At 72.5% G+C, this 22,891-nt stretch carries 25 protein-coding genes and 1 pseudogene; 15 read left to right on the forward strand and 11 right to left on the reverse strand.

Features of this window, described 5'->3' with window-relative positions; translation table 11 throughout:
* The first annotated feature begins 490 nt into the window (after window positions 1–490).
* The 4 genes from ABZY44_RS05960 (at window position 491) to ABZY44_RS05975 (ending at window position 3,919) form a co-directional block, all read left to right on the forward strand.
* Window positions 491–1,729: an ADP-ribosylglycohydrolase family protein gene (locus ABZY44_RS05960; protein WP_356650571.1), complete on the forward strand. Its 1,239-nt coding sequence runs from the start codon at window positions 491–493 to the stop codon at window positions 1,727–1,729.
* Window positions 1,730–2,008: 279 nt separating this feature from the next.
* Window positions 2,009–2,869, forward strand: coding sequence for a TIGR03619 family F420-dependent LLM class oxidoreductase (locus ABZY44_RS05965; RefSeq protein WP_356650374.1), 861 nt, complete (start codon window positions 2,009–2,011; stop codon window positions 2,867–2,869).
* Window positions 2,870–3,125: 256 nt separating this feature from the next.
* A complete protein-coding gene (locus ABZY44_RS05970; RefSeq protein ID WP_356650375.1) occupies window positions 3,126–3,365 on the forward strand; it encodes a hypothetical protein in 240 nt (79 codons plus the stop codon).
* Window positions 3,362–3,919 carry a hypothetical protein gene (locus ABZY44_RS05975; RefSeq protein WP_356650376.1) on the forward strand — a complete coding sequence of 186 codons (558 nt, stop codon included), beginning with the start codon at window positions 3,362–3,364 and terminating at the stop codon, window positions 3,917–3,919. The genes ABZY44_RS05970 and ABZY44_RS05975 overlap by 4 nt, the downstream gene beginning before the upstream one ends.
* On the opposite strand, the gene ABZY44_RS05980 is transcribed toward ABZY44_RS05975, so the two are convergent.
* The gene (locus ABZY44_RS05980; RefSeq protein WP_356650377.1) at window positions 3,909–4,337 is read right to left on the reverse strand and encodes an ATP-binding protein; all 429 of its coding nucleotides are present in this window, start codon (window positions 4,335–4,337) and stop codon (window positions 3,909–3,911) included. The genes ABZY44_RS05975 and ABZY44_RS05980 overlap by 11 nt on opposite strands.
* Window positions 4,338–4,464: 127 nt before the next feature.
* Between ABZY44_RS05980 and ABZY44_RS05985 the strand changes: the two genes are divergently transcribed.
* The 5 genes from ABZY44_RS05985 (at window position 4,465) to ABZY44_RS06005 (ending at window position 7,826) form a co-directional block, all read left to right on the forward strand.
* Window positions 4,465–5,301: a helix-turn-helix transcriptional regulator gene (locus ABZY44_RS05985; protein ID WP_356650379.1), complete on the forward strand. Its 837-nt coding sequence runs from the start codon at window positions 4,465–4,467 to the stop codon at window positions 5,299–5,301.
* Window positions 5,298–5,543, forward strand: coding sequence for a DUF397 domain-containing protein (locus ABZY44_RS05990; RefSeq protein ID WP_356650380.1), 246 nt, complete (start codon window positions 5,298–5,300; stop codon window positions 5,541–5,543). Before ABZY44_RS05985 ends, ABZY44_RS05990 begins: the two co-directional genes overlap by 4 nt.
* Window positions 5,544–5,742: 199 nt before the next feature.
* The gene (locus ABZY44_RS05995; RefSeq protein WP_356650381.1) at window positions 5,743–6,381 is read left to right on the forward strand and encodes a LysE family translocator; all 639 of its coding nucleotides are present in this window, start codon (window positions 5,743–5,745) and stop codon (window positions 6,379–6,381) included.
* A gap of 122 nt (window positions 6,382–6,503) precedes the next feature.
* Window positions 6,504–7,403: a sigma-70 family RNA polymerase sigma factor gene (locus ABZY44_RS06000; RefSeq protein WP_356650382.1), complete on the forward strand. Its 900-nt coding sequence runs from the start codon at window positions 6,504–6,506 to the stop codon at window positions 7,401–7,403.
* A gap of 24 nt (window positions 7,404–7,427) precedes the next feature.
* Window positions 7,428–7,826: a VOC family protein gene (locus ABZY44_RS06005; RefSeq protein ID WP_356650383.1), complete on the forward strand. Its 399-nt coding sequence runs from the start codon at window positions 7,428–7,430 to the stop codon at window positions 7,824–7,826.
* On the opposite strand, the gene ABZY44_RS06010 is transcribed toward ABZY44_RS06005, so the two are convergent.
* The gene (locus ABZY44_RS06010) at window positions 7,790–8,173 is read right to left on the reverse strand and encodes a helix-turn-helix domain-containing protein (protein ID WP_356650573.1); all 384 of its coding nucleotides are present in this window, start codon (window positions 8,171–8,173) and stop codon (window positions 7,790–7,792) included. The genes ABZY44_RS06005 and ABZY44_RS06010 overlap by 37 nt on opposite strands.
* Before the next feature lie 110 nt (window positions 8,174–8,283).
* Here ABZY44_RS06010 and ABZY44_RS06015 point away from each other — a divergent pair, with 110 nt between their 5' ends.
* Window positions 8,284–8,895: an NAD(P)H-binding protein gene (locus ABZY44_RS06015; RefSeq protein WP_356650384.1), complete on the forward strand. Its 612-nt coding sequence runs from the start codon at window positions 8,284–8,286 to the stop codon at window positions 8,893–8,895.
* On the forward strand, window positions 8,892–9,125 hold the full coding sequence (locus tag ABZY44_RS06020; protein WP_356650385.1) for a hypothetical protein: 234 nt from the start codon (window positions 8,892–8,894) through the stop codon (window positions 9,123–9,125). The genes ABZY44_RS06015 and ABZY44_RS06020 overlap by 4 nt, the downstream gene beginning before the upstream one ends.
* A gap of 40 nt (window positions 9,126–9,165) precedes the next feature.
* Here ABZY44_RS06020 and ABZY44_RS06025 read toward each other — a convergent pair whose 3' ends face one another.
* Complete coding sequence (locus ABZY44_RS06025; protein ID WP_356650386.1) at window positions 9,166–9,465, reverse strand: hypothetical protein; 300 nt, start codon at window positions 9,463–9,465, stop codon at window positions 9,166–9,168.
* 147 nt (window positions 9,466–9,612) lie between these two features.
* Complete coding sequence (locus ABZY44_RS06030; RefSeq protein ID WP_356650387.1) at window positions 9,613–11,187, reverse strand: APC family permease; 1,575 nt, start codon at window positions 11,185–11,187, stop codon at window positions 9,613–9,615.
* 331 nt (window positions 11,188–11,518) lie between these two features.
* Between ABZY44_RS06030 and ABZY44_RS06035 the strand changes: the two genes are divergently transcribed.
* Complete coding sequence (locus ABZY44_RS06035) at window positions 11,519–12,217, forward strand: hypothetical protein (RefSeq protein ID WP_356650388.1); 699 nt, start codon at window positions 11,519–11,521, stop codon at window positions 12,215–12,217.
* Between the two features lie 70 nt (window positions 12,218–12,287).
* Here ABZY44_RS06035 and ABZY44_RS06040 read toward each other — a convergent pair whose 3' ends face one another.
* The 5 genes from ABZY44_RS06040 to ABZY44_RS06060 form a co-directional block, all read right to left on the reverse strand.
* Window positions 12,288–13,787: an aldehyde dehydrogenase family protein gene (locus ABZY44_RS06040; RefSeq protein ID WP_356650389.1), complete on the reverse strand. Its 1,500-nt coding sequence runs from the start codon at window positions 13,785–13,787 to the stop codon at window positions 12,288–12,290.
* The gene (locus tag ABZY44_RS06045; RefSeq protein ID WP_356650390.1) at window positions 13,784–15,523 is read right to left on the reverse strand and encodes a D-aminoacylase; all 1,740 of its coding nucleotides are present in this window, start codon (window positions 15,521–15,523) and stop codon (window positions 13,784–13,786) included. Before ABZY44_RS06045 ends, ABZY44_RS06040 begins: the two co-directional genes overlap by 4 nt.
* 188 nt (window positions 15,524–15,711) lie before the next feature.
* The gene (locus ABZY44_RS06050; protein WP_356650391.1) at window positions 15,712–16,833 is read right to left on the reverse strand and encodes an LLM class flavin-dependent oxidoreductase; all 1,122 of its coding nucleotides are present in this window, start codon (window positions 16,831–16,833) and stop codon (window positions 15,712–15,714) included.
* A gap of 149 nt (window positions 16,834–16,982) precedes the next feature.
* Window positions 16,983–17,777, reverse strand: a complete 795-nt coding sequence (locus tag ABZY44_RS06055; protein WP_356650392.1) for a glucose 1-dehydrogenase — start codon at window positions 17,775–17,777, stop codon at window positions 16,983–16,985.
* 16 nt (window positions 17,778–17,793) lie between these two features.
* Window positions 17,794–18,741, reverse strand: a complete 948-nt coding sequence (locus tag ABZY44_RS06060; protein WP_356650393.1) for an LLM class F420-dependent oxidoreductase — start codon at window positions 18,739–18,741, stop codon at window positions 17,794–17,796.
* Window positions 18,742–18,956: 215 nt separating this feature from the next.
* Here ABZY44_RS06060 and ABZY44_RS06065 point away from each other — a divergent pair.
* A pseudogene (locus ABZY44_RS06065) lies at window positions 18,957–19,190 on the forward strand (DNA-binding protein); the annotation flags it as partial.
* 46 nt (window positions 19,191–19,236) lie between these two features.
* The gene (locus tag ABZY44_RS06070) at window positions 19,237–19,959 is read left to right on the forward strand and encodes a hypothetical protein (RefSeq protein ID WP_356650394.1); all 723 of its coding nucleotides are present in this window, start codon (window positions 19,237–19,239) and stop codon (window positions 19,957–19,959) included.
* Here the strand turns inward: ABZY44_RS06070 and ABZY44_RS06075 are convergent.
* Window positions 19,931–20,800: a hypothetical protein gene (locus tag ABZY44_RS06075; RefSeq protein WP_356650575.1), complete on the reverse strand. Its 870-nt coding sequence runs from the start codon at window positions 20,798–20,800 to the stop codon at window positions 19,931–19,933. The two genes, ABZY44_RS06070 and ABZY44_RS06075, sit on opposite strands and share 29 nt — an antisense overlap.
* Complete coding sequence (locus ABZY44_RS06080; protein WP_356650577.1) at window positions 20,760–21,467, reverse strand: ATP-binding protein; 708 nt, start codon at window positions 21,465–21,467, stop codon at window positions 20,760–20,762. Before ABZY44_RS06080 ends, ABZY44_RS06075 begins: the two co-directional genes overlap by 41 nt.
* Before the next feature lie 966 nt (window positions 21,468–22,433).
* Between ABZY44_RS06080 and ABZY44_RS06085 the strand changes: the two genes are divergently transcribed.
* Window positions 22,434–22,874, forward strand: coding sequence for an NUDIX domain-containing protein (locus ABZY44_RS06085; protein WP_356650395.1), 441 nt, complete (start codon window positions 22,434–22,436; stop codon window positions 22,872–22,874).
* Window positions 22,875–22,891 lie beyond the last annotated feature (17 nt).

A 22,891-nucleotide genomic window follows, 5' to 3' on the forward strand; every position in this document is an offset into this window, starting at 1 on the left:
GCCGACGCTCGAGGCGCCGCCCCCTCCCAGCCCCGCCGGCGTTTGAGGCGCGGGGGTCCGGGGGCTGGCCCCCGGCAACGGCGCCGCGCCCGAACCGGTAGCGGTAGTGGGTCCGGGCCGGCCCGGGGAACGGTGGAAGGGCGGGTCGGGGAGAGCACCGCGCAGCGGCCCGCACCCGCCCCCGGCCGGGGCCCCGCATCCCGCAGGGACCGACCGAAACCAGCCGTTCCCGCCCCGGACACCCCTCGCATGACCGACTACTTCCGGACCCGACCGATCCTGTCCACTACAGTGCCCGCCAAAGCACGCAGGCGCACGCGAGCGCACGCGCGCGCAGCCCGGGGGGATCGACATGGACACGGCGACGGAAACGTCCGGAAAGCATCAGAGCCCGGCCGGCACGGCCCATCCCTCGAACCCGAACCCACACACCGGCCTCGGCCCCGCCACCGGCGACACCCTCAGCGGCCGCACGGCCGTCACCACCGGCCTGTGGGGCCGCGCCGAGCAGCAGGACTTCCGCAGCCGTGTCCGAGGAGCGCTCCTCGGCTCTGCCATCGGCGACGCCCTCGGCGCCCCGGTGGCCGCCCTCACCCTCGACGCCATCCACGAGGCCCACGGCCCGGCCGGCCTGACGGAACCCGCCCCGCCCCCGGCCCCGCCCCTGCCCCCGGGCCACGCCCGCGGCCGGGCCCTGGCCCGGGCCCACGGAACCCCCGGCCAGGGGAGGGGCGCCATAACCGCCGCCACCCAGCTCACCCTGTTCACCGTCGACGGCCTCATCCGCGCCCACGTCCGCCGGGACACCGGCGCCTGGCACCCGCCGACCGATGTCCACCGCGCGTACCTCCGCTGGGCCGCCACCCAGTCCGACTGGGGCCCCGACGAACGCCGCGAGGACAACGGCTGGCTCGCACAGCAGGAGTGGCTCTACACCCGCCGCGACCCCGCCCGCGCCTGCCTCACCGGATTCGCCGACGCCCTCCTCGGCACCCCGGACCAGCCGAAGAACCCCGCCGCCCGGGACGCGGCCGCCGCCGCCCGCTCCGCGCCCTTCGGACTGCTGGTCGGCTGGGAGTCCGCGCTCGTCCTCCAGCTCTCCGTCGAGTGCGCCGCGCAGAGCCACGGGCACCCGACCGCGTACCTCTCGGCCGGCGCCTTCGCCGTCATCGTCCACGGCCTGACCCGCGGCGAGTCCCTCGACTCCGCCGTCCAGCGCGCGCTCGGCCTGCTCGGCGCCCGCCCCGGCCACCAGCCCGTCACCGACGCCCTGCAACGCGCCCTCGCGGCCGTCACCCTCGGAGTCCCGTCGGCACGGACGGTCGAGGCCCTGGTCCCCGGCCACGACCGCGAGGGCCACGCAGGGCACGCAGACCACACCGGCCAAACCGACCACACCGACCCCGCCGACCGCGCCGGTCACAGCGCCGAGGACGTCCTCGCCATCGCCGTGTACTGCGCCCTCGTCGCCGAGAACGTGGCCCACGGCCTGCGCCTCGCCGTGAACCACGGCGGAGACTCCACGGCCACCGGCGCCCTGTGCGGGGCGCTGCTCGGCGCCCAGCACGGCGAGACCGCCCTCCCGGCGGGCTGGCTCGCGGAGCTCGAGGGCCGCGCCACGGTCCTGGAACTCGCCGACGACTTCGCCCTGGAGATGACCCAGGGCCCCGCCCTCCACGGCCCGGCCCTGCCCTCCTCGGGCTGGCTGACCCGCTACCCGCGCGGCTGACCGGCGGCCCCCGGGCGCACGAACCCGCGGGCCCACGTACGCACGACACAGCACGGCACGGCTGCACGGCACGGCGGCACGGCCGCCCAGCTCCACAGCTCCACGGCTCCACGGCTCCACGGCTCCACGGCTCCACGGCTCCACGGCTCCACGGCTCCACGGCTCCACGGCTCCACAGATGCCACGCCCAGAGCCACGACATGGCCGACTCGCGCCCCTGCCCTCCTCGCACGCGAAGCCGTACCTTGGCCCTCCCACGTCACGGAGGTGCCAGCGCACATGCGGATCGCCACGACCGTCTTCCTCACCGACCGCACCGTCTCTCCCGTACGCCTCGCCCGCGCCCTCGAGGAACGCGGGTTCTCCGGCCTCTACCTCCCGGAGCACACCCACATCCCGGCCGAGCGCGTCACGCCCGCGCCCATGGGCGGCGAGCTCCCCGAGATGTACGGCCGCACCCTCGACCCCTTCGTGGCCCTCGGCCAGGCTGCCGCCGTCACCGAGACGCTCGGACTCGGCACCGGCATCACCCTCGTGGCCCAGCACGACCCGATCGACCTCGCGAAGAAGATCGCCACGCTGGACCACCTGTCCGGCGGCCGGTTCACCCTCGGCATCGGCTACGGCTGGAACGTGGAGGAGGCCGCCGACCACGGAGTCGAGTGGCGCAGCCGCCGCGAACTGGTCCGCGACCGCATGGCCCTGATGCGCGCCCTGTGGGCCCCCGAACCCACGGCGTACGTCGGCCAGTTCTCCTCGGTCCGGGCCAGCGCGGCGCACCCCAAGCCCGCGCAGGGCCCGCGCGAACTCGCCCCGGGCCTCCCCCTGTACGGCCCCCGCACCCTGATCGGCGGCCAGGCCGGCCCGAAGCTCTTCGCGGCCATCGCCGACCACACCGACGGCTGGCTCCCGATCGGCGGCGGCGGCCTGACGGAGTCCCTCCCGGTCCTGCGACAGGTCTGGGAAGCCGCCGGCCGCGACCCGAAGTCCCTCCAGGTGGTCCCGTACGCGGTCCAGCCCACCCCCGGGAAGATGGGCCACTACGCGGACCTGGGCATCGAGGAGGTCGTCCTCCAGCTCCCCTCCGAGACCGAACCGGAGATCCTCCGCGTCCTGGACGGCTTCGCGCGGTACCTCTGACCCCCGGGGCCGCCGCGCCCGACCTCAGGACTCCACGGCGGCGGCCGCCCCTTCCGCACGGCCGAAGCGCCGTCTCCCGGGCCACGGCGGGGCCGTCGCCGCCGCGCCGGCGGACGGCCCCGGGCTCCGTACGCTCCACCCGCTCCTCGTCGAGCGGGCCGTCGCGGCCGAAGCTCGCCGCAGTGCCACTGGCGGCGTCGCACCCGCCCGCACCAAACCCGTTGATCCGAGCCGCGAGCGCCCCGAGAATGCCTCCATGCCAGGACAGCGCAAGCGCGCACGCAGCAGGGAACGGCAGCGGGCCCGCACGGCCGTCCCGGGCCGCTGGGAGCCGCTGTTCTCCACGGAGGACGCGGTGGAGCTGAAGGCGTACGTCCGCCGGCTCCGCTCGGAGGGGACCGACGCGGACCAGCTGCGCCTGGACACGTTCTGCGGCCGCCTGGAGTTTCCGACGACGTACCGCGTCAGCGTCTTCGTACCGGAGGCCTCCGAGTGACGGACGACGCGTGGGAACGACTCCCCGAGGGCATCCGCCGACAGGTCGACGGGTACGTCCTCCAGGACCGGCTGATGTATGCCGTCCGCACCGTCTGGGAGGCGGGCCGCGCCCAGGGGATGGGCCTCTACGGGGCCCAGGAACTGGTTTCCGCCCGGTACGAGCACCTCGGCGACCGGGTGGCCCGTACCCCCGACTCCCCGCTCGACCTCGAATCCCTCGCCGCCCGTGCCTCCGGCATCCCGGCCCGGGTGGTGGCGGTCGAGGCCGTCTGGGACGGGGACACCGTGCACGACTGGTTCGTCCTGCTCCGGGCCGTCACCGAAGACCCGCCCGGGGACCACGCGCTGGCCACGGTCTACTGGGGTACGGGAGTGCGCGCCCTCGAAGCCGAGGGCGCCGACTCCGGCCCCCTGGACCCGCACGCCGCCGCGGCCACCCGCGCGGGCACCGCGCTGGCGGCCCACCTGGGGGTCCCGTTCCACTTCGCGAGCCCGGGGACACCGGACGACCAGCTCCCCCGCTGGCGGGACACCCGCCCGGCTACACCCTGAGCTCCGCCCAGACCGTCTTCCCGATCACCCGGTCCAAGACCCCCCAGTCGGCGGCGACGGCGTCGACGATCCGCATGCCGTAGCCGCCCCCGGCCTGGTACGAACGCGGTCGCACGACCGGCCGCCGGTCCCGGCGGGCGTCGGACACCTCGATGCGCAGGGCCCCGGGCGGGGGGAAGAGCGTCATCCGCAGCTCGAAGTCCCGGCCGGGGACGTGCCCGTGGGTGACGGCATTGGTGGCGAGCTCGGCGACGAGGAGCCCGGCGTCCTCGGACAGGCGGGTGCGGTCGGGGACGCCCCAGTCGTGCAGCTCCACGAGGCTGAGCTGGCGGGCGAGGCGTGCGCCGCGCCGGGTGGAGGTGAAACGCTGCGTGAACACGCGTGCGAGGGCTCGGGGGGACTGAGCAGGTGCGGTCATGGGAGCAACGTCCCGTGTGGGGAGGGGTCTTCTCCAGCAAGACAACCGCTACTTTTCAACTGTACGAGTTCACCTTCTGGACAGCTTCAGTCACCGAACGTGAGGATGTCGCGGGGAGGTGACCTCCATGGTGAGTGTCGAGGACAGCGGTGACAGCGAGGTCGAGCCCGATGGTGACCTGAAGAACTTCGGCGAGATGGTCAAGGCCTTTCGCAAACGAGCCGGCCTGACCCAAGAGCAGTTACACCCCAAGGTCCGCTACTCCGTTCAGTACATCGGCTCGGTCGAACAGGGCCGCCGACATCCGTCCCCGCGCTTCGTGGAACGGGCGGAGGAAGTCCTGGACGCCTTCGGCGTCATCAAGATCGCGGCGAGGCAGTTGCAGCGGAGGCGGGGGCTGGCGTCCTGGTTCCGGCGGTGGGCGGAGCTGGAGAACGCCGCGGTGACGCTGAACACCTACGAGTCCCGCTCCGTTCCCGGACTGCTGCAGCCCGAGTCCTACGCGCGCGCCCTGATCGAAGCGGTCCTGCCGCCACCGACACCGGAGGAGGTCGAAGCCCGCATCGTGGCTCGGCTCGCCCGGCAGGAACTCCTCGTGCGCACGCCGTACACGGTCTTCAGCTTCATCCTCGACGAGGCCGTGATCGAGCGACAGACCGGCGGGCGGGAAGTGACGGTAGAGCTGATCAACCACCTGCTGGAGTGCGCCAAGCTGCCCAATGTCGACCTCCAGATCATGCCGAAGGTCAGCCCGCAACACGCTGGGCTGGGCGGGCCCTTTTGTCTCCTTGAGACGGAGGAGCACGAGTGGATGGGCTACAGCGAGGGGCAGCAGTCGGGCCGGGTGCTCACCGACCCGAAAGACCTCAGCCTCCTCCACCAGCGGTATGCCAAACTTCGCATCCAGGCCCTCAATCCTGCGGACAGCGCGGGCCTGTTGATGCGAATGCGAGGATCCCTGTGAACAGCTCCCAGTTGCGTTGGTTCAAGAGCAGTTACAGCAGCGGCGACGGCGACAACTGCGTCGAGGTGGCCCTGTCCTGGCACAAGTCGACGTACAGCAGCGGCGACGGCGACAGCTGCGTCGAGGTGGCCGCCTGCGCCGACTCCGTCCACGTCCGGGACTCGAAGGTGACGGCGGGACCGGAACTGTCGGTGACGCCCGGATCCTGGGCTGCGTTCGTGGGCGGGGTCACCGGAGCCTGAGCTGCGGCGGGTCGGGTGCGTTGACAGGTCCTGGGGGCGTCCCGGGAGTCCAGCGTCCTTCCGGTGCGGGCCGCCCCGTCAAGGGCGCTCCCTCCGGTCGCGTCGCTGCGCGATGGCCTTCGGCCACCCTTGACCGACCGGCCCACCCCCACCCGAAATCCCCTTTCCCTCCCACCCCCCGTCCGGAACGATGGTCCGCATGGTTTCCACCGACCGGCTGTTCGCCTTCGCGGCGATGTCGCTGCTGCTGATCCTGATCCCCGGGCCCAGCGTGCTCTTCGTCATCGGGCGCGCCCTGTCCCAGGGGCGGCGGGCCGTGCTGACCACCGTGGCCGGGAACACGCTGGGCGCGTACGTGCTCGTGATCGCCGTGGCCTTCGGCGTGGGCGCCGTCGTGGAGCGGTCGGTGGTCGTGTTCACCGCGCTCAAGCTCGCGGGCGCCGCGTACCTCGTCCACCTCGGGGTCAAGGCGTGGCGGCAGCGGAGCTCCCTCCAGGCGGAATTCGGTGCGGGCGGGGCCGCGTACGGGACCTGGCGCTCGCTCTGGGAGGGCTTCGCCGTCGGCGTGGCCAACCCCAAGACCATCGTGTTCTTCGCCGCCGTCCTCCCGCAGTTCGTGGACCGCTCCCAGGGCCACGTAGCGGCCCAGATGCTGCTCCTGGGCCTGGTGTTCAACCTCATCGCGGTGGTCTGCGACAGCACGTGGGGCATGGCCGCGGCGACCGCCCGCAGCTGGTTCTCGCGGTCGCCCCGGCGGCTGTCCGCGATCGGCGGGGCCGGCGGGCTCGCGATGATCGGGCTCGGTGTGACCGTCGCCGTGACCGGACGCAAGGACTGACCCCGGGCCCCGGGTCGCCCCCGGGCCGAGCCGGTCCGCACGCAACAGCGCCCAGGAGGGCCTTCGTTCACCGCCGCTCCGATGATCTACTTCTGGGACCTGCTGAGGAAGGAACACGGGACGTGGACGATCAAGAGCTGCTGGCCGCCCGCTTCGAGGAGCACCGCTCCCACCTCCGTGCCGTCGCCTACCGGATGCTCGGCTCGATCGGTGAGGCGGAGGACGCCGTCCAGGAGGGCTGGCTGCGGCTGAGCCGCACCGACGTCAGCGAGGTGGAGAACCTCGGGGGCTGGCTGACGACGGTCGTGGCCCGGCTGTGCCTGAACGGGCTGCGCGCGCGGGAGACGCGCCGCGAGGACTCCCTGGAGGCCCGGCCGGACGGCCCGGCCCGGATGCCCGACCCGGTGCTGAGCCGGGAGGGCGCGATCGACCCGCAGGACGAGGTCCTGCTGGCCGACTCCGTCGGTCTGGCGCTGCTGGTGGTCCTCGAATCCCTCGGGCCCGCCGAGCGGCTGGCGTTCGTCCTGCACGACATGTTCGCCGTGCCCTTCGACGAGATCGCCCCGATGCTCGACAAGACGCCGACGGCCACCCGACAGCTCGCCAGCCGTGCGCGCCGCCGGGTGCGGGGGCGGGCGCCGGTGCCGGATGCGGACCTGTCGCGACAGCGCGAGGCCGTGAGCGCGTTCTTCTCGGCCACCCGGGACGGGGACTTCGACGCGCTCGTCGCCCTGCTCCACCCGGACGTCGTCCTGCGTTCCGACGGTGGCGTCGCGCGCGCCCGCCAGTCGGTGGTCCTGGCCGGCGCGGGAACCGTGGCCTCGCAGGCGTCCCTCTACCGGAGCCTCGCCCCCTTCGTCGTCCCCGCGCTCGTCAACGGGGCCGCCGGGGTGGTGTGCGTCGTCGAGGGCCGTCTGATGTCGGTGATGGCCTTCACCGTCACCGGGGGCCGGATCGTCGCCATCGACGTGATCGCCGACCCCGACCGGCTGAAGACCTATGACCTGTCCGCCCTCCTCTGACGGACCGGCCATACCCTCTCCTCCATGATCGACTCGCAGACGCACGTCCGTGTCGCCCGCCCCTCCCTCGACCTCGCCGCCGCCGAGCGGTTCTACGTGGGAGGGCTCGGGCTCGCGGTCCTGTGGCGCACCACCGAGCGCGTGTCCGGGGAGCACGACCTCGTGATGGTCGGGCCCGCCGGCGGCGGCTGGCACTTCGAGCTCACCCACGACCCGGAGAACCCCGTGGCCCCCTCCCCGACCGTGGACGACCTCTTCGTCGTCTACCTCGGCGAGGCCCCCGACGAGGCCCTCGTGGCCCGGCTCGTCGAGCACGGCGGGACCCGCGTGGCCTCCCACAACCCGTACTGGGACGAGTACGGGGTCACCGTCGCCGACCCGGACGGCTACCGCTTGGTCCTCTGCTCCCGCACCTGGGGCTGAACCGTCCCTCCCGTCGCGCCGGCCTCCTGCGCGTCCAGCAGTTCGTCCCAGTGCTCCCGGGTCCATGCGCAGGCCGCGTCGAGCGGCCCGAGCAGGCCGCGCCCGAGCGGGGTGAGGGCGTACACGACGCGCCGCGGCGGTCCCTCGTACGCGGTGCGCGCCACGAAGCCGTCGCGTTCCAGTGCGCGCAGGGACTGCGTCAGGGACTTGGCGGTGATCTCGCGCAGCGGGACTTTGAGTTCCGAGAAGCGGCGCGGGCCGTCCTGGAGGCAACGCAGGATCAGCGTGGCCCACTTGTCGCCGATCCGGAAGGGCACCAGGCGCGAGGGGCAGACGGGGTCGAACATCTCCGGGTCCAGGCGCGGGGGCTGGGGCGGGGGCGGGTTCGTCTGCGTCACGATCCACACCGTAGGCCGGTATCCGATCGGTAACCACCCCTGTCCCTAGGCTCCGTGACATGAGGAATCACGAGCAGGGACGCGAGAAGGTCATTGTCTTCGGCGCACGGGGACGCGTCGGCCGGGCCGTCGTCGCCGAGGCGCGGGCCCGGGGCCACGAGGTCACCGAGGCGGGCCGGGCCGACGGGGACGTCACCTCGGCGGCCGACGTGGCGCGGCTCGCCGCCGGGCACGACGTGGCGGTGGCGGCGGCGTACGACATGGGGGCCGTCCCCGGCGAGTTCTTCCCGGCGGCCGCGCGCGCCCTGGCGGCGGGCCTGGCCCGCGCCGGGGTACGCCGCTTCGTGTCGGTGGGGCTGGCGTCGGTCCTGCCCACGGCCTCCGGTGCGCTCCTGATGGACACGCCGGGCTACCCGCAGGAGTGGCGGGAGTTCTACCTCGGGCACGGCGCCGGCACCGAGGCCCTGCGGGCGGCCGCGCCGCGGGGGCTGGACTGGGCGGTGCTGAGCCCGGCCGGGGACTTCGCGGTCGGCGAGGCCGGGGGCGGCTACGCCTTCGCCCCCGCCGATGCCGACGGCCGGATCACGCACGCGGACTTCGCACGGGCGGTGCTGGACGAGGCCCTGGCCCCGACCGTGCACGGCGCGCACGCGGGGGTGACGACCGCGTGACCGCGCCCCTGACGACGGCGCGGCCCTGCCGGCCGTCCCCGGCGGAAGTGGAGCGGCTGTGGCCGGTGGTGGTGGCCGCGATGCCCTCGTACGCGGCGCACCGGGACGCGGCGGCCACGGCGGCCGGTCGCGCGATCCCGCTGGTCCTGGTGACCCGTACCACTGGCGCCGCCGGGGGGTGCGGGGCGTCCGGCGTCTCGGGGGTGTCGGGGCCGTCGGGCACGGCCTGAGCCACCTGCCGGGTCTCCCGGGGGGCGGGTGCGCGTCCGCTCAGCCGGCCTTCACCTGCGGGGGCTTCGGCAGCCCGGCGGTCAGCGCCGTGCCGGCCCCGCCGAGGGAGGCGTCGGTGGCCTTCGACGCGGACCCGGCGGCCGAGGCGGTGACCTCCACGGCCGTCTTGGCGTCCTTGATCGCGCCGCCGGGGTGGTCGACGATGTCGCCGACGCGCTGGGTGATCGGTGGCCCCTGGACGGCGGGCTCGTCGGCGGCGTGCGCGACGGCGGGAGTGAGGGCGAGGGCCGCACCGCCGGAGAGGACCAGGGCGGCAAGGCTGCGCTTGATGGCGTTCATACCGACCAGAACGACCCCGCCCCCACCCCGGTCACCGCCCGGCCCGCACCCGTTCCGCGAGGAGGAGAACGACAGCAGGAGGAGGACGCCCCGTGGGGCCGCGGGAAGGACCCGGCAGGAAGGGTCCTGGTACCGGGGCGGGGCTGGTCAGTCCTCGACCACCAGGGCCGGGGTGGACTTCGTCAGGACCTCGCCGCGGAAGAAGGCCGGGCTGCGGCGTTCGGTGACGAACATGACGACCAGGCCGAGGGCCAGCAGGCCGACGCCGATGACGAAGACGCTGCCGACGCCGAGGACCGTGGAGCCGGAGCCGTACGACGGGTTCCACATGTCGATCAGGGTCTTGCAGAAGACGGTGGCGAGCAGCAGGCCGCCCAGGACGGGGAAGACGCCCTTGAAGAACAGGTCGCGGGCGGACGTGCGCAGGTCGCCGCGGAAGTACCAGGCGCAGGCGAAGGCCGTCAGGGAGTAGTAGAAGCAGATCATCAGGCCGAGCGCGAAGATCGTGTCGGTCAGGACGTTCTCGCTGAGCAGGGTCATCACGGTGTAGAAGCCGCCGGTCGCGACGCCCGCCATGACGGTGGCGCGGCCCGGGGTCTTGAACTTCGGGTGGACCCTGGCGTACGAGGACGGCAGCGCCTCGTAGGTGGACATGGCCAGTACGGTGCGGGCCACCGGGATGAAGGTGGTCTGCAGGGAGGCCGTGGCGGAGGCGAGGACGGCGACGAAGAGCAGGATGCCGAGCATCGGGCCCATCACCGGGCCGGCGAGGGCGGCGAAGACGTTGCCGGAGGTCTCCGGGTTGCCGAGGCCGAAGCCGACGGTGCCGGAGCCGACGGCCATCTGCGCGGCGATGCCGGTGGCGAGGTAGGAGCCGACCAGGACGACCATCGCGATGAGCGAGGCGCGGCCGGGGGTCTTCGCGGAGCCGGTGGTCTCCTCGTTGGTGGCCAGGCAGGCGTCCCAGCCCCAGTACATGAAGATCGAGAGCGAGAGTCCGGCGGTGAAGGCCGCCATGGACTCGACCGCGAAGGGGTTCATCCACTGCCAGGAGAAGTCCAGGCCGGTGTCGAAGGTGCCGGCCGATGCCTTCTGGAAGGCCATCGCGACGAAGAGGGCGAGGACGGCGAGCTGGAGGCCGACCAGCGTGTACTGGACGCCCTTGGTGGCCGTCATGCCGCGGTAGCTGATGGCGGTCGCGGCGGCGATGAGCGTCAGGCAGGTGGCGATGTGGACGAGTTTGTTGTCGTCGAGGGCGGAGATCGCCCCGTTGCCGGTGATCTCTCCGGCCAGCAGCCAGAAGTAGGAGGTGGCGACGCCGGCCAGGTTGGAGAGCACGATGATCGTGGCGATCACCAGGCCCCATCCGCACATCCAGCCGATCCGGGGGCCGAAGGCCTTGACGGTCCAGGTGAACGAGGTGCCGCAGTCCGGCACGGCCTTGTTGAGCTCGCGGTACGCGAAGGCGACCAGCAGCATCGGGAGGAAGCCGGCCAGGAAGACGGCCGGCATCTGGACGCCGACCTCACCGGCGGTGGAGCCGAGGGTCGAGGTCAGGCAGTAGACGGGGGCGACGGTGGAGATGCCGATGACCGCGCTTCCCACGAGGCCGACGGAGCCTCTGCCCAGGCCCTTGCCGCGGACGTCACCGTCGGCGCCGCCCTCGGCGGTGGCGCCGCTTACCGTGTCCCCGACCGGGGGCCGAACGTCCAGCTGTGTCATGGACAAGGACGTTAGACGCTGCGTTTTCCATATATGGAGGACTTAAGTCCGCATTCATTCCGACCGGATGACCTTTAAAACCTGAGGTCAACGCCCCCGATGAGCTGGTAATACAAGGTTCGCCTTACGTTCAAGCTCGCTTCAGCAGGCACCGGGCGTGGCCTTCCGACATGCGGAAACCGAAGGCGTGTCCGTTTTGGGTGTTTTTAATCTTTCCCGTGTGACTTTCCCCGGCGCGTCGGCCACCCCGCGCCGCCCAGCTTTTTGCCGTGAACATGCCGATCTTCTATAGTCGCGGCCGTTCAAGGTCATTTACACGGGGAGACGTCCCATGCGCTTCAGAGCACTGCTCACCACTGCCACGGCCGTCACGGCCCTGCTCACCCTCACCGCGTGCGGAAGCGGTGACGGCGACGCCGCGGCCGCGGGCAGCCGCGCGGTCGGTGGCGCCAACGGCGGCGGTGACGGCACCGGCGGCGACGGGGACGGCAGCGGCATGGAGGGAACGCTGGAGAACCCCACCAAGAACGGCGGGGTCAGCGGCAACGCCCCCAAGGACGGCACGCCCTTCCAGCAGCTGCCCAAGGCGGGCACCATGGCCGCCGCCGCCCGGTTCGTCAACGGGTACACCCGGTGCGCCTCCCTCTCCACCGAGCCCACCGACGACGAGTCCCCCGACCCGGACGACAAGAAGTACGACGCCAAGTGGTCCGTCACCGAACACGGCTACTGCGGCCACGGCACCCGCATCTTCCTGTACAAGGACGCCAAGGTCTTCCAGGCCGCCTACAAGGCCGACCTCGACCAGAAGCTCAAGGAGTCCCCGACCACGGGCCTCAAGGGCGGGTTCCTCATCGGCCAGGACTTCGCCGTCGTGGCCGACAGCAAGTCCGCGATCGCCGCCTTGAGCAAGCCGGGCGGGCTCCTCATCCTGAACTGCCACCCGCAGTTCACCGCCCCCAGCGGCTACGTGAAGGCGGATGCCCTCGTGAAGGGCTGCGTCCTCACCGACTACTTCAGCGGCAACTGAGCCGCCCGGGCCGGGGTTCCCCCCGGCCCGGCCTGCCGGAGCGGTCAGCCGGAGCGGTCAGCCGGAGCGGTCAGCCCGTCCAGACGATCGACTGGATCTCGCTGTAGGCCTGCAGCGCGTACGAGCCCACGTCCCGTCCCACGCCCGAGCGCTTGAAGCCGCCGAACGGCGCCTCCATGTTCCGCCCGATGGTGTTGACGCCGACGCCGCCCGCGCGCAGCCGCCGCGCCACCCTGAAGGCGCGCGCCGCGTCCCGGGACCAGACGTAGCTCAGCAGCCCGAAGTCGCTGTCGTTGGCCAGCGCCACCGCCTCGTCGTCGTCCCCGGCGGCTCCGTCGAAGGGGACGACCACGACGACCGGGCCGAAGATCTCCTCGCGGACCACGCGCATGTCGTTCGTGCAGTCGACCAGCAGGGTCGGGGCCACGTAGAACCCCTTGCCGTGGGCACCGACCACCGGGCGCTCTCCGCCGAAGGCGATCCGCGCGCCCTCCTTCCTCCCCAGCTCGACGTACGACTCCACGCGGTCCCGGTGCGCCGCCGAGATGACGGGGCCCACCACCGTGCCCCGCACGGTGGGGTCGCCGACCTTCATGAAGGCCAGGTAGCCCGTCAGCTTCTCCACGAGCTGCTCGTACACCGACCGGTGCACGATCACCCGGGTCGGAGCCGTGCAGATCTGCCCGGAGTAGAAGGAGAAGGTGGTACCGATCCCCTGCACCGCCGCGTCCAGGTCCGCGTCCGCGAGGACGATCGCCGCGCCCTTGCCGCCCAGCTCCATCAGCTGCCGCTTCATCGTCCGGCCGCAGACCTCGGCGATGCGCTGCCCGACGCCCGTGGAACCGGTGAACGACACCATGTCCACGTCCGGGGAGTCCACGGCCGCCTCGCCCACCTCCACCGAGGTGCCGCAGACCACGTTCACCACGCCCGCCGGGACACCGGCCTCGTGCAGCGCCTCGGCCATCCGGAACACCGACAGCGGGTCCTGCGGGGCCGGCTTGACGACCACCGTGTTGCCCATGGCCAGCGCAGGGGCCACCTTGCCCGCCGGGTTGGCCCAGGGGTTGTTGTACGAGGTGATGCAGGTGACGACCCCGACCGGCTGGCGCACCTCGAGCGCGCCCAGCACGCTCGCCGCGCCCATCGGGCCCGCCTCGGTGACCTGTGGCGGCAGCCCGCGCTCGACCGGCTCCAGCGCACCCTTCGCGTACCGGCGCAGGCGCGTCACGCCCACGCCGACCTGCATGCCCCGCGCGGTGGCGGTCGTGGCGCCCGTCTCCGCCTGGGCCAGGGCCGCCCACGGCTCGTACTCCCGCTGGATGATGTCGGCGGCCCGGTCCAGGATCGCCGCCCGCTCCTCCGGCCGCGTACGGGACCAGCCGGCGAAGGCTCCGGCCGCGGCGCGCGCCGCGTCCTCGACCTGGGCGCGCGAGGCCTCGGGGGCCAGGCCGACGACGGCTTCGTCGGCCGGGTTGACCACTTCGTAGTGGCCGCCGGCGGGCTCGACCCACTCGCCGCCGATGTACAGCTTCTGGGGCTGTGGCTTGCGGGGCTGCGGGGAACTCATCGCGTGCTCACCGTCCTCGTGTCCCGGCCCGACCGGAGCACGATCCCGGGGACCGCCCCCGTGATCTCGTCGTCGCGGACGGTCTCCACTCCGTTGACGCGCACCGACACGATGCCGACCGCCCGCGCGTCCAGCCGCGGGCTGTCCCCGGGCAGGTCGTGCACGAGGGTCGCCGGTCCGGCCTCGATCCGCCGCGGGTCGAAGAGCACCAGGTCCGCGTGGAACCCCTCGGCGATCCGGCCGCGCTCGCGCAGCCCGAACAGCTGGGCCGGATCGTCGGTGAGCATCCTCACCGCCTGCTCCAGCGGCACCAGCTTGCGGCCGCGCAGGCAGTCCCCGAGGAAGCGGGTCGTGTACGGGGCCCCGCACATGCGGTCCAGGTGCGCGCCCGCGTCGGACCCGCCGAGCATGACGTCCTCGTGCTGCCAGGTCTCGGCGCGCAGCGCCCAGCTCGCCGGGTCGTTGTCGGTGGGCATGGGCCACAGCACGGTGCGCAGGTCGTCGTTGGCGCAGATCTCCACCAGGCAGTGGAAGGCGTCCTGGCCGCGTTCGGCCGCGATGTCGTTGACGACGCGTCCGGACAGGCCCTCGTTCGCCTCGCTGTAGGTGTCGCCGATGACGTAGCGGCCGAAGTGGGCGAGGCGCCGGAAGACCCCGGCCTCCTTGCTGTCGGCGCGGCGCAGCATTTCGGCCCGTACATCGGCTTCGCGTAGTTTCGCGATCCGTTCGGGGACGGGCAGGGCGAGGATCTCGCCCCAGCCGGGGATGAGGTTGAGCGCGCAGAACGTGCCGAGCGACATGTTCATGGGCGTCAGGATCGGCATGGTGAGCGCCACGATCCGGCCGCCCGCCTTGCGGGCGCGCTCGCTCGGGATCAGCTGGCGCGGCACGCGCTCGGGGACGGAGGCGTCGACGGTCAGGACGTTCCAGTTCAGCGGCCGGCCGGCGGCCGCGCTCATGTCGACGAAGAGGTCGATCTCCTCGTCCGCGAACTGGTCGAGGCAGCCCGCGACGATGGCTTCGAGCTGGGTGCCCTCGTGTTCGGAGACGGCCCGGGAGAGGGCGAGCAGCTCGGCGGGCCGGGCGTGCCGGGAGGGCACGGGGGCGCCGGAGCCGTCGGAGTGCGTGGAGGACTGGGTGGTCGACAGGCCCCAGGCGCCGGCGTTCATGGCGTCGTGGAGCAGGTCGAGCATCGCCTGCATATGTTCGGGGGTGGGCTGTCCGCCGACGGCGTCCTCGCCCATCACGTGCCGGCGCAGCGCGCAGTGGCCGACCATGAAGCCGGCGTTGACGGCGATGCGGCCGTCGAGCGCGTCGAGGTACTCGCCGAAGGTGGACCAGGTCCAGTCGACGCCTTCTTCGAGGGCCTTGAGGGCCATGCCCTCGACCTTGCTCATCATGCGGCGGGTGTAGTCGGCGTCGTCGGGGCGTGCCGGGTTGAGGGGGGCCAGGGTGAATCCGCAGTTGCCGCCGGCGACGGTGGTCACGCCGTGGTTCATGGAGGGGGTCGCGTACGGGTCCCAGAACAGCTGGGCGTCGTAGTGCGTGTGCGGGTCGATGAACCCGGGGGTGAGGACGAGGCCGGTCGCGTCCTCGCTGGTGGTGGCCGGTTCGGTGACCGTCCCCGGTGCGCCGATGGTGACGATCCGGCCGTCGCGTAGGCCGACGTCCGCGACGCGGGCGGGGGCGCCGGTGCCGTCCACGACGGTGGCGCCCTTGATCAGGTGGTCGAGCATGACGTCCCTTCTGCCGGTGTGCGCGGTGCGCGCCGTGTCCTGGGGCTCCGCCCGCGGAGTGCGGGGCGCCGGGCCCCGCGTGCCCCGGCCGGAGCCCGCCGGGCCGGCCGCGGCCACGGCATGACTCCGGCCGGGGCCGGTTCGGGGCGGCGGTCCGGGAAGACGCCGCCCCCGTTCCCCCCGCCGGGTCAGGCGGCCTGGCGGAAGCGCGTGGTGCGGTGCACCGGGTCCGTGTCGATGTGCGGGATCACGTGCTCGCCGATGAGCTTGATGCTGGTCATCGTGTCCTCGTAGGACACTCCGGTCGGCAGGCCGAAGGAGAGCTGGTCGGCGCCGGCCTCCTCCCAGCGCTTGCACTGCGCGCGGACCTCGGACGGGTCGCCGCAGATCAGGAGCTCCTCGGCGATCAGGAGTTCGATGATCTCCGCGTTGTACTCGGGCAGCGTCTCGGGCCACTCCGGGATGGCCTCGGGCCGCGGGAAGGTGTCGTGGTAGCGGAAGACGAGCGACTGGAAGCGGTTCATGTTGGCGTTGACGGCGATCTCGACGGCCTTGTCGTGGGTCTCGGCGCAGATCGCGGTCGAGGTGACCATGACGTTGTCGTTGACGAAGGCGCCGATGGCCTTCGCCTCCTGGATCGCGGTCTTGTACTGCTCCAGCACCCAGGCCATGTCGGAGACCTTCTGGACGCTGAAGCCGAGGACTCCGAGGCCCTTCTTGGCGGCCATGGCGTACGAGGAGGGGGAGCCGGCGGCGTACCACATCGCCGGGTGGGCCTTGCCGTACGGCTTGGGGAAGATCTTCCTCGGCGGGAGCGACCAGTGCTTGCCCTGGAACCCCTCGTACTCCTCTTGGAGGAACATCTTGGGGAACTCGGCGATGGTCTCTTCCCAGATCTCCTTGGTGCCGTTCATGTCCTCGATGCCGGGCAGGAAGCCGAGGATCTCGTGGCTGCCGGCGCCGCGGCCGGTGCCGAACTCGAAGCGCCCCTTGGAGAGGTGGTCGAGCATGGCGACCTTCTCGGCCACCTTGACGGGGTGGTTGACCGGGGCGAGGGGGTTGAAGATGCCGGAGCCGAGGTGGATGCGCTCGGTGGCGTGGGCGAGGTACCCGAGGAACACCTCGTTCGCCGAAAGGTGCGAGTACTCCTCCAGGAAGTGGTGCTCGGAGGCCCAGGCGTACTTGAAGTTGGACTTGTCCGCCTGAATGACGTACTCGGTCTCCTCGATCAGCGCCTTGTGCTCTGCCTCGGGGTCGACCTTGGACCGCGCCTCAGGCACGTATCCCTGCACAAAGAGCCCGAATTCCAAGGGGATTCACCGTCCTTCTGTTTCTGACGTTGCGTCAGATTCGATGCCACGACTGTTCCATCGCGGGGGCGGGAGCGTCAATACCTGACGCTCCATCAGGTGACCCCATCGGATGACCTGGAGCACTGCTCGGAGGGGGCGGAGGCCGCTCAGAGGATGCTGACGCCCGCCATCCAGCCGCCGTCGATCACGAACGGCTGGCCGGTGATGTAGGAGGAGTCCTCGCCGGTCAGGAACAGCGCGAGCTTCGCGATCTCGTCGGGACGGCCCACCCGCCCCATCGGCACCACCCGCTTGTAGAGCTCCGCCATGGCGTCGCGGGCCTCGTCGGTCATGTTGTCCGGGTCCAGCAGCCCCGGATTGGCCATGGGGGTGTCGACGGCGCCCGGGCACATCGCGTTGACCCGGATGTTCTTCGCCGCCAGCTCCAGCGCCGCCACCCGGGTCAGGCCGAGGATCGCCGCCTTGGTCGCCGCGTACGCGCCCACGTACGCCATGCCCGTCAGGCCGGTGTACGAGGAGGTGTTGACGATCGTGCCGCCGCCGGCCGCCTCGATCTCGGGGGCCAGCGCCTTGATGCCGAGGAAGGCACCGACCTGGTTGACCTGGACCACCTGCTGGAACTCCTCCAGCGGGGTCGTGGTCAGTTCGTTGAACCGCAGGATGCCCGCGTTGTTGACCAGTCCGTCGACCGGGCCGAAGGCCTCCTTCGCGGCGGCGACGGCGGCCGCCCAGTCCTCCTCCCGGCTCACGTCCATCCGTACGTACCGGGCCCGGTCCCCGCCGATGTCCTTGGCGACCGCCGCGCCCTGCTCGTCCAGCACGTCACCGAGGAGCACCTTGGCGCCCTCGGCGGCGAAGAGGCGGGCCTCCTGCTCGCCCTGCCCGCGCGCCGCACCGGTGATGATGACGACGCGCCCGTCCAGCTTGCCTGGCTTGCCCATGTTCGCCCCTCCGTGGTCAGTCGTTGAGTAGGGGGCCCACTTCGGACCCGAACGCCGTGATCTGATCGGTGAGTTCGGCCCGGTCCCGGTTGCGGAAGCGGACCTGGATCTGGTCGACGCCGAGCGCCTTGTACGCGCGCAGGGACTCCGCGAGCGCCTCCGCCTTGCCGGTGAGGGTGCGGCGGCCGGTGTCCCAGCCGGGCTCGCCGACGTACAGCGCCTCGGTGATCGCGCCGAACTCGATGGGGCCGGTGACCCCGGCCTGCTCGCGGAGCTCCCTGATCCGGGCGATCTGTGCCGGGAGCTGGTCGCGGGGGTCGCCCTGCGGCAGCCAGCCGTCGCCGCGCACGGCGGCCCGGCGGACGGCGGCCGGCGAGGAGCCGCCGACCCAGACGGGGATGCGCTCCTGGGCGGGCCGGGGCAGCTGCCCGAGGTCCTTGAAGGAGAACAGTTCGCCCTCGAACTCCGGGTACTCCTCGGGCCCGAGGGCCGCGCGCAGGGCGTCGAGGGTCTCGTCGAGCACGGCCCCGCGCCGCGCGAAGTCGACGCCGAGGACCTCGAACTCCTCCCGCACGTGTCCGGCGCCGACGCCGAGGATCAGCCGGCCGCCGGAGAGGTGGTCGACGGTGGCGTACTGCTTGGCGCTGAGCAGCGGGTGGCGCAGGCCCAGGATCGCGACGTGGCTGAGCAGCCGCACGTGCTCGGTGATCCCGGCCAGGAAGGACAGGGTGGCCACCGGGTCGTACCAGACGGTGCTCATGGGGCCGGCCATGCGCCGGGGGATGGCCACGTGGTCACAGGTGGCGAGGTAGCCGAAGCCGGCCCGGTCGGCCGCCCGCGCGACCGCGGCGAGATCGGCCGCGCCGGCCGTCGCCTCCCAGGGCTCGGCGTAGATGGTGCTCTGCGACTGGATCGGGAGCTGCATCCCGTAGACCAGCCGACCTTCCGGAAACACGCGCGCCATGGGCCGTACCCGCCTCGTCCTCGTCTGCCGATTCGTCATACCGACGGTCGGGGCCATCGTCGTAGCTGACGATCCGTCAGGCAAGGGGGGTGACGAGATGCGGAGGCCGCGGGGGCCCGGAGTCGAGCCGAATGACATGAGTCAACGGCCAGGCCGACCCGGTGGCGGTCGAGGCAAAGCGGGCGATCTTGCGCGGCGGCTCCGTCGGACGCCGCGTGAGCGGGGCCCTGGTCCTCGACTGCGAAGGTCTCTCCCTGCTCGTGCGACAGGACCCCGGCCTGCTGGAATGGCTCACGGCTGCGGAAGCGGAGGACATCCGGGTGGTCGTCAGCTCGGTCACCCTCGTCGAGGCGCGCGACCCCCGGGTGAACCAGGCCCGATTCGACTACGCGGGCTCCCGCGTGAACATCGTCCCCCCGAGCGAGGCCGTCGTGCGGCACGCGGGCAAGGACCGAGGGCTATGTGCCGCTGCCGGGCGCCCGCTAAGGTGCGCGCGTGGATCTGTTTCTGACCCTGGTCAGCGGGGTGGCGTGGACCGCCGTGTACGTCGAGGCGATCCGGGTGGGGCTGCGGGACCGGACGTACGCGATGCCCGTGGCGGCCCTCGCGCTGAACTTCGCGTGGGAATCGACTTACGCCGTCAACGAGTTCCGTTCCGGAGTCTCGGCCCAGGGCGTCGTCAACGTGGTCTGGGCCGTCGCCGACATCCTCATCGTGTACACGTATCTGCGCTACGGGCGGGCCGAGTTGCCCGGCTTCGTGACCCGACCGCTGTTCGCCCTGTGGAGCGCGCTCGTCTTCGTGACGGCCTTCGCCGTGCAGTGGCTGTTCCTCGCCCACTTCGGCACGCACGACGCGTCCCGCTACTCGGCGTTCCTGCAGAACCTGCTGATGTCGGGGCTCTTCATCGCCCTCTACGCGAGCCGGCGCGGCCGGCACGGCCAGTCGCTCGTCATCGCCGTCGCCAAATGGCTCGGCACCCTCGCGCCGACCTTCCTCTTCGGGATCCTCGAGGACGCGCCGCTCGTCCTCGGGCTGGGGCTGCTGTGCGCGGTCTTCGACCTCGCGTACGTCGCCCTGCTGGCGGTGGACCCTGCGGCGTCGGACCCGGCGGCGGACGGGAGCGGCGTGCGCGCGGGATCGGCGGGCGGCCTCTCCGCCCGCCCCGGCGCCGGCGCCCGCTCCGCGCTCAGAAGCCCTTCGGACCCATCACGATGACCGGCTTCGCCGCCGGGTCGAGGGTCTCCAGGACCTTCTTCATCGCGTCCTTCGGGATGCCCACGCAGCCCTGCGAGGGACCGTCGTGGTCCACGTGGAGCCAGATGTTGCCGCCCTTGTCCTCGCCCTCCGGCTTCGTCGGGTCGAGCGGGCTCACGCCCGGCTTGCGGTTGAAGTCGATGGCGACGACGTAGTCGAAGGAGCCCCGCAGGGACTCGCCCTCCACCCCCAGCCCCGTCGCCACGAAGGAGCGGTCCTGGTCGTACGGGAACTTCGTGCCCGGCGGCTTCGGCAGCAGCCCGCCCGCGTCGGTGAGCGCGAACACTCCCTCAGGGGACGTCAGGTCCCCGTACGTACGCTCCGCGGACCATCCCTTCGCCCCGTTCCGCGCGGGCCAGCTCGCGCTCTTCACCCAGTCGGCCCCGGTCGCCGGGCGCGTGTACAGGGCCGCCGTCGACTCCGAGGAGTCCGCCGCCTTCCCGGTGACGAGGACGAGCTGGCGGGCGTCCGCGGGGATCTTCGCGCGGGTCTGTTCGCTGACGTCGGGCAGGCCCTGGAGACCATCGCGCTCGGTGCCGCGCGCGGCGCGCACGCCGGCCGGCGGGCGGGCGTCGGCGGCCCGCGGGGCGGCGTTGGCCGGGGGCTCGTGCGCGATGTGCACCCAGGCCGCGCCGAAGCCGAGGAGGCCGAGGGCGGCCACGGCCGCGAGGGGGCGGGAGGTGCGCAGCGCACGGGGCCCGGCGGCGGCGCGGGAGCGCCGGGCGCCCCGGCGGCGTCCGCCGCGCCCGGAGGGACGGTTCTCACCGGACGGGCGGTCCTCCTCGCGAGGACCGCCCTCCAGGGGCCGGCCGTTCTCGCGGAACGGGCTGCCCTCCCGGGAGGACGAACGGGTCGATCGGGACGGACGGGACGGGCGAGGCGTACGGGAGCCGGCTCGGGCGTGCTTGCTCATTGTCCCGACCGTACACAGTCGATCTTCCGTTTGGTTGACCGGTCAAACGGCCGGGCGTTTCCCCCACCGTGGAAGCCACCGGGAACACGACCCGGACCGTCAGCCCGCCCCCGGGGCTCGGACGGGCCCGCGCCGTCAGCTCGGCGCCGTGCGCCCGCGCGATCGACGCGACGATCGAGAACCCCAACCCGGCCTCCTCGCCCGCCGCGTGTCGCCGCTCAACCCTCCGCCGGAGGGGCTCCAGGAGCCCCGGCACGTCCTGCGGCGCGATCACCGGACCGGTGTTGCACACCGTCAGCACCCCGTCGGAGGAGGCCGCCCCCTCCGAGGCATCCGCCCGCGCGATGGTGTCGCGATGGTGACGTACCGCATGGCCAACGGGTTCCGCACGGGACGGCCCAGGAGGCTGAGCTGCGGGTGGGTGGTGGCGTTGACAGTTCCTGGGGGCGTCCCGGGAGTCCAGCGTCCTTCCGGTGCGGGCCGGTCCCTCAAGGGCGCTCCCTCCGGTCGCGTCGCTGCGCGATGGCCTGCGGCCACCCTTGACCGACCGGCCCACCCCGAAACGCCACAAGACTCCCGGGATCCCCCCGGAGGGGGGATGCCCTGAGGTGTGAGGGGGAGGGACGGCCGGATCAGGGAGGCGTCGAGCCCGGTCCCGCCGGTCAGCCAACGGTTCCGGCGGTCGGGAGTGGCCGCCTGCCCGGAGGTGGGGGGAGGCGGGACCCTCGGGAGGACGGCAGGAGCACCCTCCCGGGCCCTGAGGCGCGTCAGATCGCTACACAGCCGCTCTCGGCTTAGCGGCTGCGGCCCGCCTGGGGCTGGACATAAGCCGCCCACGGCCGTCCCGCAAACCGCAGGAACGCGACTGCGGGCCAGCCGTGCCACCCCCATCCACCCCATGGGGGGCCGTGGGGGCATTCGTCCCGTTTTGATGGCTGGTTGGGGGTCAAACGATCACTTCTCGGGCTCTGAGGACGAAGAGACCGTCGCTAGACGACATCAGCCGCCCCCGGACCGTTCGCGGCCTCTGATCAGCCCCTGCCGGCCCGCATCCGCTATGCCGAGAGTGACTGTGTAGCGATCTGACGCGTCCGACGGACCGCCAGGCGCTTCCCGTCGACCTCTCGTGCGGGATGGCCGGCGGGACCGGACACCGGCATCCCTGATCCGGCCGCCCCTCCCCCTCACACCCCCAGGGCATCCCCCCTCCGGGGGGATCCCGGGAGTCTTGTGGCGTTCCGGGGTGGGCCGGTCGGTCAAGGGTGGCCGCAGGCCATCGCGCAGCGACGCGACCGAAGGGAGCGCCCTTGACGGGGCGGCCCGCACCGGAAGGACGCTGGACTCCCGGGACGCCCCCAGGAACAGTCAACGCCACCACCCACCCGCAGCCCCGCCCCACCCCCACCCCCTTCCCCGCCCACCCCCTCAACGCCCCCACCACCGCCGCAGCCCCACCCCACCCCCGCCCCCACACCCCGTCAAACCCCTGCCGTCCCCCGCGGCACCGTCGTACGCTGATCTGATGCGAACTCCACGGCAGGCAGCAAGGATTGTCGTACTCAACCCCGCCGGATCGGTGTTTCTGTTCCGCGAGAACAACATCGAGGTCGGCATCCACTGGCTGCCGCCGGGCGGCGGGATCGATCCCGGGGAGACGCCCGAGGAGTGCGTGCGGCGGGAGCTGCGGGAGGAGACCGGGTGGACGGACCTGGAGCCTCAGCGGCTGCTCTGCACCTGGGAGCACGACTTCACGTACCAGGGCACCCCCGTGCGCCAGCACGAGTACATCTACGTCACGACGGGCCCGCACCGCGACCCCGTCCCCGAGTACCCCGAGGCCCACTGGCGCTGGCTGTCGCCGCAGAACCTCGCCACCCTCGGCGAGCCGCTCTGGCCCCCGCGGCTCGCCGAGCTGCTCGGCGAAGCCCCGGCCGAGCCCGTGCACTTGGGGCTCATCGCCTGAGGCCCTCGCGGAGCGGC

The sequence above is a fragment of the Streptomyces sp. NPDC006544 genome, assembly GCF_040611715.1.
In the GTDB taxonomy this organism is placed as follows: domain Bacteria; phylum Actinomycetota; class Actinomycetes; order Streptomycetales; family Streptomycetaceae; genus Streptomyces.